The sequence below is a fragment of the Advenella sp. EE-W14 genome (assembly GCF_012923605.1).
In the GTDB taxonomy this organism is placed as follows: domain Bacteria; phylum Pseudomonadota; class Gammaproteobacteria; order Burkholderiales; family Burkholderiaceae_B; genus Advenella; species Advenella alkanexedens.
In genome coordinates, this window is the sequence record NZ_JAAVNG010000012.1 from 162,987 (window position 1) to 180,416 (window position 17,430).

16 protein-coding genes are annotated in these 17,430 nt (G+C 48.7%); 8 read left to right on the forward strand and 8 right to left on the reverse strand.

The genetic code is table 11. The features are described from left to right. Positions 1–211: 211 nt before the first annotated feature. Positions 212–1,201: a malate dehydrogenase gene (locus tag HCX92_RS11720; protein WP_169295150.1), complete on the forward strand. Its 990-nt coding sequence runs from the start codon at positions 212–214 to the stop codon at positions 1,199–1,201. Here the strand turns inward: HCX92_RS11720 and HCX92_RS11725 are convergent. From HCX92_RS11725 to HCX92_RS11740, 4 genes are read right to left on the reverse strand one after another with little or no spacing between them, the layout of a single operon-like run. Further along, complete coding sequence (locus HCX92_RS11725) at positions 1,194–1,331, reverse strand: hypothetical protein (protein WP_169295151.1); 138 nt, start codon at positions 1,329–1,331, stop codon at positions 1,194–1,196. The genes HCX92_RS11720 and HCX92_RS11725 overlap by 8 nt on opposite strands. Beyond that, the gene (locus HCX92_RS11730; protein WP_169295152.1) at positions 1,324–2,355 is read right to left on the reverse strand and encodes an acyl-CoA dehydrogenase family protein; all 1,032 of its coding nucleotides are present in this window, start codon (positions 2,353–2,355) and stop codon (positions 1,324–1,326) included. The genes HCX92_RS11725 and HCX92_RS11730 overlap by 8 nt, the downstream gene beginning before the upstream one ends. 12 nt (positions 2,356–2,367) lie before the next feature. Further along, positions 2,368–3,519, reverse strand: a complete 1,152-nt coding sequence (locus tag HCX92_RS11735) for an acyl-CoA dehydrogenase family protein (protein ID WP_169295153.1) — start codon at positions 3,517–3,519, stop codon at positions 2,368–2,370. 53 nt (positions 3,520–3,572) lie between these two features. Beyond that, entirely contained in the window at positions 3,573–4,031 is a 459-nt protein-coding gene (locus HCX92_RS11740; RefSeq protein ID WP_169295154.1) for a MaoC/PaaZ C-terminal domain-containing protein, read from the reverse strand. Between the two features lie 263 nt (positions 4,032–4,294). Between HCX92_RS11740 and HCX92_RS11745 the strand changes: the two genes are divergently transcribed. Together HCX92_RS11745 and HCX92_RS11750 are read left to right on the forward strand one after the other, a co-directional pair. Next, entirely contained in the window at positions 4,295–4,672 is a 378-nt protein-coding gene (locus HCX92_RS11745; RefSeq protein ID WP_169295155.1) for a hypothetical protein, read from the forward strand. A gap of 96 nt (positions 4,673–4,768) precedes the next feature. Then, the gene (locus tag HCX92_RS11750) at positions 4,769–5,041 is read left to right on the forward strand and encodes a GNAT family N-acetyltransferase (RefSeq protein ID WP_169295156.1); all 273 of its coding nucleotides are present in this window, start codon (positions 4,769–4,771) and stop codon (positions 5,039–5,041) included. A gap of 77 nt (positions 5,042–5,118) precedes the next feature. Here the strand turns inward: HCX92_RS11750 and HCX92_RS11755 are convergent, their stop codons facing one another. Further along, a complete protein-coding gene (locus tag HCX92_RS11755; protein WP_169295157.1) occupies positions 5,119–6,087 on the reverse strand; it encodes a hypothetical protein in 969 nt (322 codons plus the stop codon). A 418-nt stretch (positions 6,088–6,505) separates the two neighbouring features. Between HCX92_RS11755 and acnB the strand changes: the two genes are divergently transcribed. From acnB to efp, 5 genes are all read left to right on the forward strand, one after another. After that, positions 6,506–9,097 carry a bifunctional aconitate hydratase 2/2-methylisocitrate dehydratase gene (acnB, locus tag HCX92_RS11760; RefSeq protein ID WP_169295158.1) on the forward strand — a complete coding sequence of 864 codons (2,592 nt, stop codon included), beginning with the start codon at positions 6,506–6,508 and terminating at the stop codon, positions 9,095–9,097. Positions 9,098–9,345: 248 nt separating this feature from the next. After that, positions 9,346–12,039: an aconitate hydratase AcnA gene (acnA, locus tag HCX92_RS11765; protein ID WP_169295159.1), complete on the forward strand. Its 2,694-nt coding sequence runs from the start codon at positions 9,346–9,348 to the stop codon at positions 12,037–12,039. A gap of 52 nt (positions 12,040–12,091) precedes the next feature. Next, complete coding sequence (locus HCX92_RS11770; protein WP_169295160.1) at positions 12,092–13,303, forward strand: DUF2863 family protein; 1,212 nt, start codon at positions 12,092–12,094, stop codon at positions 13,301–13,303. After that, on the forward strand, positions 13,287–14,453 hold the full coding sequence (earP, locus tag HCX92_RS11775; protein WP_169295161.1) for an elongation factor P maturation arginine rhamnosyltransferase EarP: 1,167 nt from the start codon (positions 13,287–13,289) through the stop codon (positions 14,451–14,453). Before HCX92_RS11770 ends, earP begins: the two co-directional genes overlap by 17 nt. Positions 14,454–14,528: 75 nt before the next feature. After that, a complete protein-coding gene (efp, locus tag HCX92_RS11780) occupies positions 14,529–15,086 on the forward strand; it encodes an elongation factor P (RefSeq protein ID WP_169295162.1) in 558 nt (185 codons plus the stop codon). Between the two features lie 91 nt (positions 15,087–15,177). Here the strand turns inward: efp and HCX92_RS11785 are convergent, their stop codons facing one another. The 3 genes from HCX92_RS11785 to HCX92_RS11795 all read right to left on the reverse strand — a co-directional run bounded on the left by HCX92_RS11785 (position 15,178) and on the right by HCX92_RS11795 (position 17,407). Then, complete coding sequence (locus tag HCX92_RS11785) at positions 15,178–15,588, reverse strand: PaaI family thioesterase (RefSeq protein WP_371808420.1); 411 nt, start codon at positions 15,586–15,588, stop codon at positions 15,178–15,180. A gap of 3 nt (positions 15,589–15,591) precedes the next feature. Then, complete coding sequence (locus HCX92_RS11790) at positions 15,592–16,077, reverse strand: YajQ family cyclic di-GMP-binding protein (protein ID WP_169295163.1); 486 nt, start codon at positions 16,075–16,077, stop codon at positions 15,592–15,594. Between the two features lie 190 nt (positions 16,078–16,267). Further along, the gene (locus HCX92_RS11795) at positions 16,268–17,407 is read right to left on the reverse strand and encodes an FAD-binding oxidoreductase (protein WP_169295164.1); all 1,140 of its coding nucleotides are present in this window, start codon (positions 17,405–17,407) and stop codon (positions 16,268–16,270) included. Positions 17,408–17,430: the final 23 nt, after the last annotated feature.

A 17,430-nucleotide genomic window follows, 5' to 3' on the forward strand; every position in this document is an offset into this window, starting at 1 on the left:
TGCGACATTATTTCATACCCAAGGGTTTATGTCTATTCTTATATAAGATATAAGTTATAAGACAATTTGACGAAAAACGGATTTTATTCTAAGATTATCGGCAATTATCAATAAGAGTTTTCATGAATAATCCGGTGCCAATATTGGGCTGCCGCATACGCTCTTAAGGCTCTTACCTCTTTACGTTCATACCTATTTTGGAGAAACATTTATGTCCAAGCCAGCCCTGCGCGTTGCCGTTACTGGTGCTGCCGGTCAAATCGGTTACGCATTGTTATTTCGTATTGCCTCAGGCGAAATGTTAGGCAAAGACCAGCCGGTCATTTTGCAATTGCTTGAAATCCCAGACGAAAAAGCACAAAAAGCGCTTAAAGGCGTCATGATGGAACTGGACGATTGCGCATTCCCACTTCTGCAGGAAATAACCGCTCACAGCGACCCCATGACCGCATTCAAAGATGCTGACATCGCTCTGTTGGTGGGTGCACGCCCCCGTGGCCCTGGCATGGAGCGTAAAGACCTGCTGCAAGTCAATGCGCAAATTTTCACCGCCCAGGGTAAGGCACTTAACGCTGTGGCGAGCCGTGATGTAAAAGTGCTGGTTGTTGGCAACCCCGCTAACACCAATGCCTATATTGCCATGAAATCCGCCCCCGACCTGCCTGCCAAAAACTTCACCGCCATGTTGCGTCTGGATCACAACCGCGCGCTTACCCAACTGGCCCAGAAATCTGGCAAAGCAGTTAAAGACATCGAAAACCTCATCGTTTGGGGCAACCACTCTCCAACCATGTACCCAGACACCCGTTTCGCTACTGTCAACGGTGAGTCCCTGGACAAGCTCATCAACGACGAAACATGGAACCGTGAAACCTTCATCCCTACCGTTGGCAAACGTGGCGCAGCAATTATCGAAGCACGCGGTCTGTCTTCTGCCGCATCTGCAGCCAATGCCGCCATTGACCACATCCGTGACTGGGTGTTGGGCTCAAACGGCAAATGGGTCACCATGGGCGTTCCCTCAGATGGCTCTTACGGTATCCCCGAAGGCATCATCTACGGTGTTCCTGTTACGACTGAAAATGGTGAATACAAACGTGTTGAAGGCCTGGAAATCGACGCATTCTCTCGTGAGCGCATGGATTTCACCCTTAAAGAATTGCTGGAAGAGCGTGACGGTGTAGCCGATCTGCTTAAATAATCCCAGTCAATGAATGAAAAATAGCCACCATCAGGTGGCTATTTTTTTCAGGTTTTCCGTATTGATCAAAAACAACAGAAAGTTTGTTTTGCATCAAAAGTCCGATCATACCCGGTACTTTTTCAAGCATCGGGACACAACTCCCCGGTCAACATTGAAAGCACTGTTTCCCCCTCTGTTTCCAACACATATCGACCCAATTTCCCTGCCCAGTAGGATTGAGTACCTGCTTCAGACTTGAACTCCCGCACGCGTCGGGTGTAAAAATGCAAGACATACTCTTCTGTGATGCCAATCGCGCCATGAATCGCATGGGAAATATCGGCGACCTGATCGGACACAAAACTGACCTGGTATTTAGCAATGGCCAATAAATTGGGATCTGGATGATGATTGTTGCTGTTACATGCAATTTGCGCTGCCATGCGTGCGGCCCATACTTGTTCTGCCAAGACGCTGATTTGATGCTGGATTGCCTGGAACTTGCTTAAAGGTCGGCCAAATTGCTGCCTTTGATTGGCATACTCCAGCGTCATTTCAAAAATCCGTTCCATAGCACCCACACTGGGCACCAATGCGGCCAAAGCAGCCAGATTACGCAAATCTTCCAAAGCTTGCGCAGACACCTCCAGCTCAATCGCCTCTTCCAGATGCCAGCTCACGCTGGCAAACAACCCTGCGTGGTAAACCTCATGAACCACGGCTTTTTCCTGGGCCAGTAAATAACATGACTGATTAACCAACACCAAAAACCTGGCTGCCTGGTGACCAAAAGGCAATTTATTAATCACTATCCGCCCCTGCCCTTCGGACACCTGTACCCCCATGGTGGCAATCACAATAGATCCATCAGGTACGGCCAACCCGTTGCTATCCAGCCAACTCCTGGCCAGCAGAGTACTGGAAAAAGGAACAGACAAGTTAAAATATCCTTCCTGCCTGAACAGGTTACCGGCCTCTTTCAGACTCAACCCTGCCCCTCCCTGTTCCTCAGGCAGCATCACATCCAAAAAACCAGAACCCGCTATTTCTGACCAGATCGTTTCATAATCTGTGCACGATAAATTCAGGCGGTTACCTGATTTCTCTGAAACATCGGCAAACAAACGGCCCACAGCCTCATCAAAAAGATTATTCATACTTGAATTGTCCATTTTTATCTCTTCTTATCGCAAGCCCAAGCCCCGGGCAATAATACCTCGCAATATCTCGCGAGTACCGCCACGCAAGGAATAGGAAGGACAAACCTGATCCACCAAAGCCAGGGTCTTGATCAGCTCAACGGAAGGCGTCCATTCGGGATGCCCACCCATGCAGTCAGCAATCAACTTGGAAATATCCTGTTCAAGTCCAGTACCGTAATCCTTAACCAGCGATGCCTCTACCGAAGGGTTTTCACCCTTGGCCAGTTTGCTGGTAATCGCCAATGACATGGTTCTCAATACGGCAAGTCGGGCAACAATGCCACCCAGCGTGACCTGCACTCGCTCAGACTGCCAGCCTTGTTGCCGGCACTCTTTCAGAAAACACTCCACCAGAGCCATACTGGAATAAATACGCTCAGGGCCACTGCGCTCAAAGGCCAGTTCAGCATTCACCTGCTCCCAACCATCGCCTTCATTGCCAATCAGGGCGTCATCAGCCAGCTGAACATCCGTAAAAAACACTTCAGAAAAATGTGCGTCACCGGCCACATCAACAATGGGGCGTACCGTAACACCAGGCAGGCTTAAGTCAATAATCACCTGAGACAACCCTTTATGCCGGTCACCCGCCTCTCCTGAAGTGCGCACCAAGGCAATCATATAATGTGACTGATGGGCATTGGTGGTCCATATCTTGCTGCCATTAAGCAGCCAGCCTTTGTCATTTTTTTGTGCCCTGGTTTTAATGCTGGCAAGATCAGAACCGGAGTCGGGTTCGCTCATGCCTATGCAGAAAAAAGCCTCCCCCTGACAAATCTTTGGCAAATAAAACTGTTTCTGCGCCTCTGTGCCATAACGCAGAATCAAAGGACCGCTCTGGCGGTCGGCAATCCAGTGAGCCGAAACCGGCGCCCCGGCACCCAACAGCTCTTCAGACAATACAAAACGGGAAAAATAACCTTTTTCCGCACCGCCATACTGCTTGGGCAAAGTAAGCCCCAACCAACCTTTGGCAGCCAGTTTTTTGCTGAACCCGGCATCAAAACCCATCCATGAACGGGCCCGTGCGTAAGCATCCATTTCCTGCGTGGTTTCTTTAATAAAAGCCCGCAATTCACCTCGAAATTGGTTTTCTTCTTGAGGAAGATAAGCCAGGTCAAGAACGTCAAGCATAACAAACCACCCACTTAATTTAAATTTAAAATTATTATTGGTAATGCTTCAAATTAACGTCCTGATAACATGCGAGTTACGTCATAACTAATCACCGTTATATCATCCTGGTTCTTGATATTAATATGTGTTGAAACCACGGCACGGTTAAGTTTGGAGGTTGGTCTTACCTTTGTGACCTCTACTTCGGCCCAAATCGTATCACCGGCAACCACAGGGGCCAGCATTTTTTTATGCACTTCCAGCAAAGCAAGGCCGGTTCCCTGAACCATAGTTTGCATCAACATGCCTTCGATAATGCTGTACGTGAGTGCACCGGGCACCGGACGTCCCTTAATGGCACCAGCATTAAAAGTCTTGTCAATAAAAATGGTTTCCAGCATGCCGGTAACGCTTATAAAATTAACAATATCGGTTTCTGTAATCGTACGTTTAAAGGTTTTGAATTTCTGTCCAACTTCCAGATCCTGCCAGTAAAAACCCTCGCCCAATAATTTTGCTTCCTGTGTCATGTTCCATCTCCTGTTTTATGTATTTTTCACCAGCGATTGCTGATGCATTCTTGTTCATATTTATAGCTACTGTACCGACCAGCGCTTGGCGTGTATCAAATAAAAAATAAAAGAATCATGGCAATATCAATACCCGCCTGATATAAATTAAAAATCCTATGATATTGAATGAATATCACCAAAAAAACAAGTCGCCCAACTTCGGTTAAAATCCTTCGTTAATTTATTATTTACAAGCCAACCCGAGATTTATTCCCTTTCTTATGATTGAATTGATATTGACCTATGCCATTGCAATACTCATGGCCTGTTTCCTGATTGCATCATTTTCCGGCCTCTACCTGATTTTCTTTTCCCTGAAACCCACCAATGAAATGCTGAAGCACCCGTATTTAAGCATGCAGCCTTTTCACCGGTTTTCCCTGTCCGTTCGCTGCTCGATTTTGCTGGACTATTTTTTCAGGCTGTTTTTCCCCAATGTGCAGTTCTGGCTGATTGGCCATGCCAATCGCATTTTGCCTCATGTCATTCCATCGCAAGTGCCCGTTAAAATCAAATGGCCCCTGCTTGGTCTGTGGGGTTGCTGTTTTATTGGCATTCTTTGCATGTGCGTGGTGTGGGGTATTTTACTCACCCGCTAAAACGGCATAAACCCTTGCGGCAGCAAGCACATATTGGCCTGCTGCCATATAAAGTATTATCATGATCATATTCTTATCCCCAGCCAAGGCAAGCCAATGAGTTTAACTATCCAGCACCTTCCCGAACAATCCCGTTTCCAGGCGGTAATTGATGGCCATACCTGCCTGATTGAGTACCGGCTTGATAACAATGTGATGCATGTTTTACATACCCTGGTTCCCAAAGAAGTGGGCGGACGTGGTATTGCGGCAGAAATGACCCGTTTTGCCCTGGAAACCGCCAGCAACAACAACTGGAGAGTCCACCCCGTCTGCTCATATACCGTTGCCTACCTCAAACGGCACCCTGAATACACCAATGTCATTTGAATATTTCTCTCGTGACCACAAAAAAAGCGTTCAGGATTGAACGCTTTTTTCATGCTGGCTTAAGATCGCACTATATATTAATTTTTCAATTCAATGTTCAGGTTTTGGAAAAGCTGATTGGCGTTAGCCACACCCGCGCCAGACAATAACTGAAAAACCGACATAAGCTCGAATGGAGGCGTTGGATTCATGGCAAATGAAAGGCTGTCTTTTTGATTGGTCACATACTTATAAATCGCATCACAAGAAGCCTCTGTTTTGTTGACACCAAAAACAATCGCCCCCTGCTTCATGCAGGCCTCTTTTTGCTGAAGCATTTTTGCCTCATAAGTCGCATTTTGTGCTGGCGTAGGTGCCTCACCCAAAGCTGCCCCTTTTTCTTTGGCAATCACTCTTTTCACAAGACCTTTGTCATCAATATTGAATGACAGGGAGTTAATACTGACAGGCGCCAGAAATGGAAGCACAGCCATGGGGTTTTGCTGTATCGCCTGTGAATTGGCACGCACCTGTTCAAGCAAGCCCCCAATTTTATTGGCATCAAGTTTGACACCAAAACTGACCAGCTCGGGTTGATCAATACTGATTTCATACATAGAACGATCTGTGCTGCTGTCAAAACTGACCTTCAGGCTGCCATTGACTTTGGGCAACTCGGTATAACCCAGATCGGCCAATCGATTGTCTGAAACTTTACCTATGGGACTTTTACCGGTTTCATCAGCAAAGCCCTCAAAAGAAATATCTATTTTCTGGACTTTCTCTGTATTCTCGAGATCATTCAGAATCACTTTGCTGAAAGTGAAATAATGCGCGGGATTTTGTTTGTCGACAAGTTTGACATTACTCATTGAGCCCGTACCGCTCACATTCGCATCAAGACTTTCCCAAAACACATTATCCTGCAAATCGTTTTTTACCAAAAAAGCCTTCAGCTCTTCCTCTACCTTGCCTTGAGCCAGTTTATTACCACCATACCAGGCTGCACCCGCAGCAACAACCAGAACCCCTGCCGTTGCAATAGCAAGCTTCTTCTTAGAAGACATACGTTTCCTTTTGCTTGTAATTAATTGAAAATGTAACGGCAACACTATACATGACGTTCACAACAGTGCAAATATAATTGACTATAAAAGTCATGAATAATGCCGCAAAAAGATAATTAAACCAATAGCCGGATTATAACCTGTTGAGCAGGGCAACAAGGTAGATGTGTCCGCTGATATCGGAACTTTCATGCACCGAAAGAAACAAAAAAAACAGACAGCCGTGTAAAATTCAACCTGAGCTTGCATTGCCTTCATTTTCCAAAAACCACCTGAATTTTTTCGGAAACAAAATGTTACGCTCATTTTTGGAAAATATGTTGCTGCAAGCAGTCAACTCTTATATAAGACATAAGACTTTTTTACGAAAAAGCCTTATAATGGTCATGTTGTCTCTAATATTTTTTAAGGTCACGTCATGTTGGAATCATATCGTCAACACGTTGCCGAGCGCGCTGCGCTGGGCATCCCTCCTCTGCCTTTGTCAGCCAAACAAACCGCTGATTTAATCGAACTGCTCAAAGCTCCTCCCGCCGGAGAAGAAAACTATCTGGTAGATCTGATTACCCACCGTGTACCAGCAGGTGTGGATGATGCCGCCAAAGTCAAGGCTTCTTACCTGGCCGCCGTTGCTTTCGGCACCGAAAAATGCCCCCTGATCACCCCTGAAAAAGCCACTGAATTGCTGGGCACCATGCTGGGTGGCTTCAACATCAGCCCGCTAATCGACTTGCTCGACAACCCAACACTGGGCACTATCGCTGCCGATGGCCTGAAAAAAACCCTGCTCATGTTTGACGCCTTCCATGATGTGAAGGAAAAAGCAGACAAAGGCAATGAAAACGCCAAAGCCGTTATTCAAAGCTGGGCCGATGCCGAATGGTTCACCAGCCGTCCTGAAGTACCAGAAAGCCTCACTGTCACGGTTTTCAAGGTCAGTGGCGAAACCAATACCGATGACCTGTCACCCGCTCCCGACGCCACAACACGTCCTGATATTCCTTTGCATGCCTTGGCAATGCTGAAAAACAAACGTGAAGGCGCGGCATTCGAACCCGAAGAAGACGGCAAGCGCGGTCCGGTTAAATTCATTGAGTCCCTGAAAGAAAAGGGCCATCTGGTTGCCTACGTCGGTGACGTTGTCGGCACCGGCTCTTCACGCAAATCCGCCACCAACTCCGTATTGTGGTTCACCGGTGAAGACATTCCTTTCGTACCCAACAAGCGCTACGGTGGTGTTTGTCTGGGTGGCAAAATTGCGCCTATCTTCTACAACACCATGGAAGACGCTGGTGCATTGCCTATCGAACTGGACGTTTCCAAAATGGAAATGGGCGATGTCATTGAACTGCGTCCATACGAAGGCAAAGCCCTGAAAAACGGTGAAGTCATTGCCGAATTCCAAGTCAAATCCGATGTCCTGTTCGACGAAGTACGCGCCGGTGGCCGTATCCCCCTGATCATCGGCCGTGGCCTTACCGCCAAAGCCCGTGAAGCACTGGGTCTGCCTGCATCAACCCTGTTCCGTCTGCCTGTTGAGCCTGTTGACTCAGGTAAAGGTTACACACTGGCACAGAAAATGGTGGGTCGCGCCTGTGGATTGCCAGAAGGCAAAGGTGTGCGTCCAGGCACTTACTGCGAACCCAAAATGACTTCTGTTGGCAGCCAGGATACCACTGGCCCAATGACCCGCGACGAACTGAAAGACCTGGCCTGCCTGGGCTTCTCTGCCGACCTGGTCATGCAGTCTTTCTGCCATACAGCGGCCTATCCAAAACCTGTCGACGTTAAAACCCACCACGAGCTGCCAGACTTCATCAGCACCCGCGGTGGTATTTCCCTGCGTCCTGGTGACGGCGTCATTCACTCATGGTTAAACCGCATGTTGCTGCCTGATACCGTTGGTACCGGTGGTGACTCCCATACCCGTTTCCCAATCGGCATCAGCTTCCCCGCCGGTTCAGGCCTGGTTGCTTTTGCAGCTGCGACCGGTGTAATGCCACTGGATATGCCAGAATCCGTTCTGGTTCGTTTCAAAGGTAAAATGCAGCCCGGTGTGACCCTGCGTGACCTGGTTAACGCCATTCCTTTGTACGCCATCAAAAAAGGCCTGTTAACTGTAGCCAAACAAGGCAAGAAAAACATTTTCTCCGGCCGCATCCTTGAAATTGAAGGTCTGCCCGATCTGAAAGTGGAGCAGGCATTTGAATTGTCTGATGCCTCTGCCGAGCGTTCAGCCGCCGGTTGTACCGTTCGCCTGAACAAAGAGCCCATCATCGAATACCTCAACAGTAACATTACCCTGTTGAAATGGATGATTGCCAACGGCTACGAAGACGAACGCTCACTGGCCCGACGCATCAAGGCCATGGAAGCCTGGCTGGCCGACCCGCAACTGCTTGAGCCCGACGCCGACGCCGAATACGCTGAAGTGATTGAAATTGACCTGGCCGACATCCACGAACCTATCGTGGCATGCCCGAACGACCCTGATGATGTTAAAACACTGTCTGAGGTTGCCGGTGAAAAAATCGATGAAGTGTTTATCGGTAGCTGCATGACCAACATCGGCCACTTCCGCGCCGCTTCCAAGCTGCTGGAAGGCAAACGCGACATCCCGGTCAAACTGTGGGTTGCTCCTCCAACCAAAATGGATCAAAAGCAACTTACCGAAGAAGGCCACTATGGCGTTCTGGGCGTAGCCGGTGCCCGCATGGAAATGCCAGGCTGCTCTTTGTGCATGGGTAACCAGGCACAGGTGCGTGAAGGTGCTACCGTCATGTCAACCAGCACCCGTAACTTCCCGAACCGTTTGGGTAAAAACACCAATGTTTACCTGGGTTCCGCAGAGCTGGCTGCCATCTGTTCCCGTCTGGGTCGCATCCCAACACGTGAAGAGTACATGGCTGACATTGGCATCATCGACCAAAACAGCGATAAAATCTATCGCTACATGAACTTTGACCAGATCGAAGACTTCAAGGAAATTGCAGATACTGTTGGTATCTAAATACTGAAGTCAACGCCGTTCCGTTCCATACGGAACGGCTTGGTTCAATGTTAAAACAGGCCTTGAAAAGGCCTGTTTTTTTTAATTTATCACTGCTGCCAATGCAAAATCATCCATGTATTGCACATTTGCTTAAATCCGGCAAGCAAACATCTTCCAGCTAGTGCTATCATTGGAAACAAACAATCAAAACAAGACCCATCCACCCCAATATTCTTTTGCCAATTAACTCAAACAGCGAGGTTGCCATGCCTTTTTCCAGCACTGTCAAAACACTCACGGTCAACAATAAAACCAGGAAATATTATTCCCTGCCCGCCCTGGGTAAAAAACTGGGCATCAAAATCAACAAACTGCCCGTTTCCATCCGCATCGTACTCGAATCGGTTTTGCGCAACTGTGATGGCAATAAGGTAACCGAAGAACATGTGCGCCAGTTGGCCAACTGGCAAGCCAACGCCAAACGTGAAGAGGAAATTCCTTTTGTGGTGGCCCGCGTCGTTTTGCAAGACTTTACCGGTGTTCCTTTATTAGCCGACCTGGCCGCCATGCGTTCGGTCGCCGATAAAATGGACAAAAACCCAAAAGCCATCGAGCCACTGGTCCCCGTTGACCTGGTGGTTGACCACTCTGTCATGATTGACTACTTCGGCACCAAAGATGCGCTGGACCTGAACATGAAGGTTGAGTTCCAACGCAACAAAGAGCGGTATCAATTCATGAAATGGGGCATGCAGGCTTTTGACACCTTTGGCGTTGTCCCTCCAGGCTTTGGTATTGTTCATCAGGTTAACCTGGAATATCTGGCACGTGGTGTTCACAAAGACGCCAACGATGTTTACTATCCCGACACACTGGTTGGCACTGACAGTCACACCACCATGATTAACGGCATTGGGGTTGTGGGCTGGGGCGTCGGAGGCATTGAAGCCGAAGCGGCCATGCTGGGGCAACCCTATTACATGCTGACCCCCGATGTGATTGGTGTTGAGATGACCGGCCAATTACGCGGTGGCGTGACCGCCACCGACCTGGTGCTAACCATTACCGAAATGCTGCGCAAGGAAAAAGTGGTTGGCAAATTTGTGGAATTCTGTGGTCCGGGCACTGCCAGCTTAAGTGTTACCGACCGTGCCACCATTTCCAACATGGCACCCGAATACGGTGCCACCATGGGTTTTTTCCCGGTTGATGAACACACGCTTGATTACTTCAGGGGCACCGGTCGTACCGATGAAGAAATTGAAGCGCTTGAAACCTATTTCAAGGCCCAGAAAATGTTTGGCATTCCCAAAGCCAAAGACATCAACTACACCAAAGTCCTGAAGCTGGACCTGAAAACCGTTTCTCCCTCACTGGCCGGCCCTAAACGTCCCCAGGACAGGATTGAGCTGGGCAATGTCAAAAAAACCTTTGCCAAGCTGTTTACCGCCCCCCCCGAGCAAAACGGCTTCAATCAGCCGGCAGAAAAATTCACGGCCGCTTATGAAACCCCCAGTGGTGTCACACTTGGAAACGGTGACATCCTGATCGCCGCGATCACCTCTTGCACCAACACTTCAAACCCAAGTGTCCTGCTGGCAGCCGGCCTGTTGGCCAAAAAAGCGGTCAAGGCGGGTTTAAGCGTACCCAAACACATCAAAACCTCACTGGCGCCCGGATCCAGGGTAGTGACCGAATATCTGGCCAAAACAGGCTTGCTGCCCTATCTTGAGCAACTGGGCTTTGATGTGGCTGCCTACGGCTGCACAACCTGTATCGGCAACGCCGGTGATTTGCTGCCCGAGTTCAATGAAGCGATTGTCAAAAACGATCTGGTTTGCGCTGCCGTCCTGTCAGGCAACCGCAACTTCGAAGCCCGCATTCACCCCAACATCAAAGCCAACTTTCTCGCCTCCCCCCCCTTGGTCGTGGCCTATGCACTGGCAGGCACATTGAATATTGATTTAATGACCCAACCGGTTGGCAAAGGCAAAAAAGGAGATGTTTGGCTAGGCGATATCTGGCCAAGCGATGAAGAGGTTGAAAAACTGCTGGGTAAAGCCATGAATCCAAAGGCCTACCGCAACAACTATGCCCAGGTCAAATCCAATCCTGGCGATTTGTGGAAAAAAATCAAGGGTGTATCCGGTGACGTTTACAATTGGCCAACCTCCACCTATATTGCCGAGCCGCCTTTCTTTAACGACTTCAGCATGACACCGGCTGCCCTCCAGCCGATCAAACAGGCACGCGCGCTGGGCATTTTTGGTGACTCGGTCACCACCGACCATATTTCACCGGCCGGCTCTATCAAGGAAACCTCACCGGCAGGCAAATGGCTGCTGGCCCACGATGTCATGAAACCCGACTTCAACAGCTATGGCTCACGCCGTGGCAATCATGAGGTCATGATGCGTGGCACCTTTGCCAACGTTCGTATCAAAAACCTTATGATTCCCGCCCTGCCCAATGGCAGCCGCTTTGAAGGAGGTGAAACCATTCACAAACCCAGTCAAGAGCAAATGCCCATTTACGATGCCGCCATGCAATATATTGCCAGTGGTACACCAACAATCGTCTTTGGGGGTGAAGAATACGGCACAGGCTCTTCCCGTGACTGGGCGGCCAAAGGCACCCAGCTATTGGGTGTAAAAGCGGTAATTGCCCGCAGTTTTGAGCGCATTCACCGAAGCAATCTGGTGGGCATGGGTGTCCTGCCCCTGCAATTCAAAGGAGATGACTCGGTGCAGTCCCTGGGGATTACCGGTGATGAAACCTACGACATCAGCGGCCTGGAAGAAGGTATCAAGCCACAACAGGATGTCGTGTTAACCGTGCAGCGCCCCGATGGCAGCAAACAGGACATCCCTTTGCTGCTACGCATAGATACACCTGTCGAAGTAGAATACTACCAGCACGGCGGTATTCTTCCCTTCGTTCTTCGACAACTTCTTTCTTAATTAAAAAACCTGGCTCCTTTCATCATCGTCCGTGAAAGGAGCCAAACAAAATATGAGTAAAACCGCATTCACGAAGTTAAGCAAGGCAAGCCAGGTTCTTATTGACGCCTGTAAAGCCTTAAAACAGTCCGGCTGCATTATTGAAGACCGCTACTGGGAAAACCTGATCGATCAAAAAGTGGTCGATATTTTCAACAGCAATAAAAAAAACCAGGTCGACCGTGCACTTGATTTTCTGGCCTCTACCGATACCGAAACCCATGATATCTTGCTGGAACATGCGGAAACCATGTCCGAGTCCTGCACGCTGGAAAAAGATGGCGTGTATTTTGACTGCCTGTTCATTGTGATTCCTGTGGTGGCCTGGACCCGATTCCACATCCCATCACCCACCCTTAATCTGAAAACACAAACCGCGCTTGTCAATCTGCTAAAAAAACATATCAGTGCCACAGCGGTGGAAATAGCCATTCATCCGCAACTGTGTTCAGTTGACCAAATGCCAAAATCCTTTGATCAAACCCATCTATGGTGCGATACGCTGGCCAGGCAGGCACTGAATCTGCCTGTTAACCCGCTTTCCAGTCCCAAGCCGCCCGCCGAAGACGCCCATATGCTGGCCGATACCCGCTATATCATGGCTGCTTTCTGTGTCATCCAAAACCAGCCTATTTTCAAATGGCAACAGGCCAGCGAACACTTTGCCGAACAACGACAACGCTGTCTGCAAGACTGGCAAGAAGAAGCCCTGCCCTTGTTCAGGGAACTGTTACCCGCCTGTGGCCTCGAACTTCCCCTACCCGATGCGTTTTATATCGCCAATCGCGAAGCTGATAAACGAATCCGTTTCGCCGCGCTGAGCGCTTCGGTGCAATGGTTGCAAAACACCCTGAATATCCCTGCCCAATCCTTCCGCGCCACGATTGCCGGCATCGGAGAAGACCAAATCAAGGAATATCGAATCGGCTTTACCTTCCTGGACTCCCATCAGGTTATTTATGGCTGCATGTGGCCTCTTTTCAGTGAGGAACAGGAAGAAACCATCCCTGAAACCATTACCGAATCGCCACAGGTTCTTAATATCATTGAGCAACTGCAGGCCAATGGCATCAAACATATCATTTGTATCAATGAAATGCTCAAACCCGGCCTTCATGAAGAAACCGATGAGCCACTTTTTCCCAACCCTGCCGGAGAACTGACGTATATCAGTGCGCCCGATGATTTTGATGATGTAGACACTTCCAGTGAACAGTTCCATTAAACCCGCTTACCCCAAAAGCATTGATATTTTCTGCAAAGTCATAGATAACTACGGAGACATTGGCGTGTGCTGGCGCCTTGCCCGTGATTTGAAAACACAAAGCCAGGCCACCATCCGCCTGTGGGTTGATGATCTGCGCAGCTTTGGGAAAATCGCCCCTGAACTGGATCCCATGCTTAACGAGCAAATCGTTCAGGGCATCCATGTCCGTCATTGGGTAAACGATCAGGCTTTCACTGAACAACCGGCTGAAATAGTGATTGAAGCCTTTGCCTGTGACCCGCCACCCGATTTTGTACAAGCCATGAAAGGCAATACACGTTTATGGCTGAACCTGGAATACCTGTCAGCCGAACCCTGGGTGGAAAGCTTTCATGCCCAACCCTCGCTACAGCCCAATGGCATGGTAAAACTGTTCTTTTTCCCCGGGTTTACCGCCAAAACAGGGGGGTTGCTGCGTGAAGAACACCTGCTGTCAGAGCGTGACCAGTGGCAAAATGACCGGCAGGCACAAGAAAAATTCCTGGCTCCGTTTTTAAATGCCCAACAACTGGCACTTTGGCAACAGGGTGCCCCCATCATTAATTTATTTTGTTATCCGAGCGCCCCGGTGCATGAACTGGCCCAGGCTCTTGTCAAGGCCAATCAGCCGGTTCTGTTGTTGGTTCCGGAAGGCGTGGCCCCCTCATTGGAAGAAGAAATTACCCGGCTGGAGGCGGTTGCTCCCGCCCCGTCCCCGCTGCACATTATCCGCCTGCCTTTCATAGACCAGCGCGACTATGACCGCCTGCTTTGGCTAGGCTCGCTGAATTTTATTCGTGGTGAAGACAGTTTTGTCAGGGCCATCTGGGCAGCCAGACCATTCATATGGCAAATTTATGAGCAAGAGGAAAATACACACCTGATTAAGCTGGATGCCTGGCTTGCCAGCAGCCAAACCTGCCCTTCTGTTGCCAGCATAATACGAGCCTGGAACAACGCCGCAGCTCCCGGTTCATTTACCAGTCTTTTTCAGGATATTTTCTTCAATCCCGACAAATGCGCCCAATGGAAACAGCAAACGCGCGAATATTGCCAAAATCTTTCTGAAAACAAGACTTTATCTTCATCCATTTTTGATATTCATTATAAAATGTCGCAAAAAGTATAAAATATGCGTTTTCCGATTTTTATCGGTTAAATTACTGTAGATATACACTACCCATTATTCCTGGAGTTATTATTAATGAAGACCGCACAAGAACTGCGCGTAGGCAATGTAGTCATGGTTGGCTCAGAACCCTTGGTTGTACAAAAAGCCGATTACAATAAATCTGGCCGAAACGCTGCTGTTGTCAAACTGAAATTCAAGAATCTGTTAACAGGCTCCGGCAGTGAATTGGTTTACAAAGCCGACGAAAAATTTGAAGTGGTCATGCTCGACAAAAAAGAATGCACCTATTCTTACTTTGCCGACCCCATGTATGTATTCATGGATGAAGAATACAACCAGCACGAAGTTGAAGCCGACAGCATGGGTGATGCGCTGCACTACCTGGAAGAAGGCATGACTGTTGAAGTGGTTTTCTACGAAGGCCGTGCCATTTCTGTCGAACTTCCAACCATCATTGTCCGTGAAATCACCTATACCGAACCCGCAGTTAAAGGCGACACCTCCGGTAAAGTGTTGAAACCCGCCAAAATCAATACCGGTTTTGAAATTGCAGTTCCCCTATTCTGCAACATTGGTGACAAAATTGAAATTGACACACGTACTCACGAATACCGCAGCCGTGTTATGTAATTCCAATGGTCTCCAACCATAGAAAACAAAAAAACCTGAAGCAATAGCTTCAGGTTTTTTTTCAAGTGCTGGTTTTGCAGGGTGACTTTACTTACCTTTTAACCAGGGAATATTTAAATGTCCCGACCGCTGTTGCCAGCAGCAAATCATCATCAAGCCACACCTCGGAACGGGCAAAAAATATGCTACGTCCTTTTTTTTCCACAAAACCCCTGGCCTTTAACATGGCACCATCACCCGCACCAATGAAATTGGTGGTCAACGACAAGGTGAGGGCCTTTAATTCGGGATCTCCGGGTGCTGAATAAATACCACTGTAACCGGCGACCGAATCAAGCAAGGTACACAACACTCCGCCCTGCACACGACCCGTACGATTGCCCAGATTGGGACCCATGGGCAAATGCATTTGTGCATACCCTTCAGACCAGTCACTTAAAGTAATGCCCATCCATTCCAGGAACGGATTATTGATGGGATGAACCGATACACAAGCATCCACGATTTAGTCCCTGAAATTATTAAAAGCCAGCGGTGCGTCTGCCACCTCTTTTTTCAGCAAGGCAATGACATCTTGCAATGTGTCCCGTTTTGCACCACTCACCCGCACGGTGTCGCCCTGTATGCTGGCCTGTACCTTGAGCTTGCTGTCTTTAATGGTTTTAACGATTTTTTTGGCCAGATCTCCGGTAATCCCTTTGCGAATAGTGGCATATTGCTTGAGTTTGTCCCCAGACATCTTTTCTTTTTTACCATATTCAAGAAAACGCAAATCCACTCCACGCTTGGCCAGTTTGTTAATCAGCACATCCTGAACCTGCCCCACCTTGAATTCGTCATCGGCAAAAATAGTCAGTTCCAGTTCTTTTTGTTCGATCCGGGCATCCGAGCCCTTAAAGTCAAAACGGGTTGAAATTTCTTTATTGGCCTGCTCAACCGCATTCCTGACTTCAACCATGTCCGCTTCACTCACGACATCAAATGATGGCATATTTTCTCTTTCCTTTTAATAGTCATATAAATATCCACGTCAAGATTAGCATATTTTAACCGCTCTGGCTGAAGCGCAGACATGCATAAGGCCTGTCTTAAGTTAAGACAAGCCTTATATGCCCATTTTGCCAGATACAGTCCAGAACATGAACAGGCATCCCTGGTTGACCAACAGGGATGAACGTTTTTTATCTGAAACGGTTAGGGGAAATCAGTGCCGGATCGACTTTTTCTTTAAGCAATGTATCCGACAGGGGCTGGTTCAGGATTAATGCGCAGGCCAGCTCGGACACACCGGCAGATGATTGAATCCCGTAACCGCCTTGCCCCGCCAGCCAGAAAAACCCTTCGGCAGTCTGGTCAAATCCCACTACCAGGTCCCCATCTTTGACGAATGAACGCAAACCGGCCCAAACATGATTGGGGCGACGAATTTTGAAAGTGGTGGCCTCTTCAATATAGTAAATCCCGGTGGCCACGTCCAGTTCCTCGGCCACTACATCCTGTGCTTCTACCGGATCAGCATTGGCCGGTGAGCCCAGCACCTGACCGGCATCGGGTTTGAAATAATATTGTTCACTAACGTCCACAACCATGGGCAAAGTCGTCAGATCAAGCCCTTCAGGCGCATCAAAGGTAAAAGCGGTACGACGGCAGGGTTGCAATCCCACTGGGGCAACGTTGCTTGCACGCGCAATGTGATCAGCCCAGGCACCGGCTGCATTCACCAATGTTTTACATTGAAAACTTTCTCCGCTGGCCAGCTTAACCTGCCACTTGTCTTCAAGACGCTGGCATTGAACAACTTCGGCATTGTTTTTCAGTTCCACTCCATTTTTTCTCATTCCCTTCAGATACCCCTGGTGCAAAACATCCACATCGATATCTTCAGCATGACGCTCAAGCATCCCGCCATACAGCTGTTCTTTTTTCATGCACGGCGCCATTTCAACAATGGAGTCCGGATCAATAAACTCAACATTGGGCGATAGGGCCAACGCTTCGGCAAGCATGTTATCCAGTTCTTCTTTCTGATCTGGCCGTGCCACGTAAATGCAACCACGAGGATGCAAAACAGGCTGCTCGGTAAATCCGCTTGACTGGGCCTGCTCAAAAAAACCACGTCCGGCACGGGTTAATGCCTGGATCTGGGGTGTGCCATAGGTTTCCATAAACATGGCAGCAGAACGACCGGTTGAATGATAACCGGGCTGTGATTCCCGTTCAAGCACCAACACGCGTACGTGTGGGGACAGACGATACGCAACCGAAGCACCGGCTATACCGGCACCGATAACAATGACATCAAATTCATTTTCACTACTCATGCTTTGAGCTCCAGAACAGGAAG

Coding starts and splice junctions, on each gene's coding strand:
- HCX92_RS11720 (WP_169295150.1), top strand. CDS start 212: ATGTCCAAGCCAGCCCTGCGCGTTGCCGTTACTGGTGCTGCCGGTCAA.
- HCX92_RS11770 (WP_169295160.1), top strand. CDS start 12,092: ATGAGTAAAACCGCATTCACGAAGTTAAGCAAGGCAAGCCAGGTTCTT.
- HCX92_RS11755 (WP_169295157.1), bottom strand. CDS start 6,087: ATGTCTTCTAAGAAGAAGCTTGCTATTGCAACGGCAGGGGTTCTGGTT.
- HCX92_RS11745 (WP_169295155.1), top strand. CDS start 4,295: ATGATTGAATTGATATTGACCTATGCCATTGCAATACTCATGGCCTGT.
- efp (WP_169295162.1), top strand. CDS start 14,529: ATGAAGACCGCACAAGAACTGCGCGTAGGCAATGTAGTCATGGTTGGC.
- HCX92_RS11725 (WP_169295151.1), bottom strand. CDS start 1,331: ATGCTTGAAAAAGTACCGGGTATGATCGGACTTTTGATGCAAAACAAA.
- HCX92_RS11795 (WP_169295164.1), bottom strand. CDS start 17,407: ATGAGTAGTGAAAATGAATTTGATGTCATTGTTATCGGTGCCGGTATA.
- HCX92_RS11740 (WP_169295154.1), bottom strand. CDS start 4,031: ATGACACAGGAAGCAAAATTATTGGGCGAGGGTTTTTACTGGCAGGAT.
- HCX92_RS11735 (WP_169295153.1), bottom strand. CDS start 3,519: ATGCTTGACGTTCTTGACCTGGCTTATCTTCCTCAAGAAGAAAACCAA.
- HCX92_RS11790 (WP_169295163.1), bottom strand. CDS start 16,077: ATGCCATCATTTGATGTCGTGAGTGAAGCGGACATGGTTGAAGTCAGG.
- HCX92_RS11750 (WP_169295156.1), top strand. CDS start 4,769: ATGAGTTTAACTATCCAGCACCTTCCCGAACAATCCCGTTTCCAGGCG.
- acnB (WP_169295158.1), top strand. CDS start 6,506: ATGTTGGAATCATATCGTCAACACGTTGCCGAGCGCGCTGCGCTGGGC.
- acnA (WP_169295159.1), top strand. CDS start 9,346: ATGCCTTTTTCCAGCACTGTCAAAACACTCACGGTCAACAATAAAACC.
- HCX92_RS11730 (WP_169295152.1), bottom strand. CDS start 2,355: ATGGACAATTCAAGTATGAATAATCTTTTTGATGAGGCTGTGGGCCGT.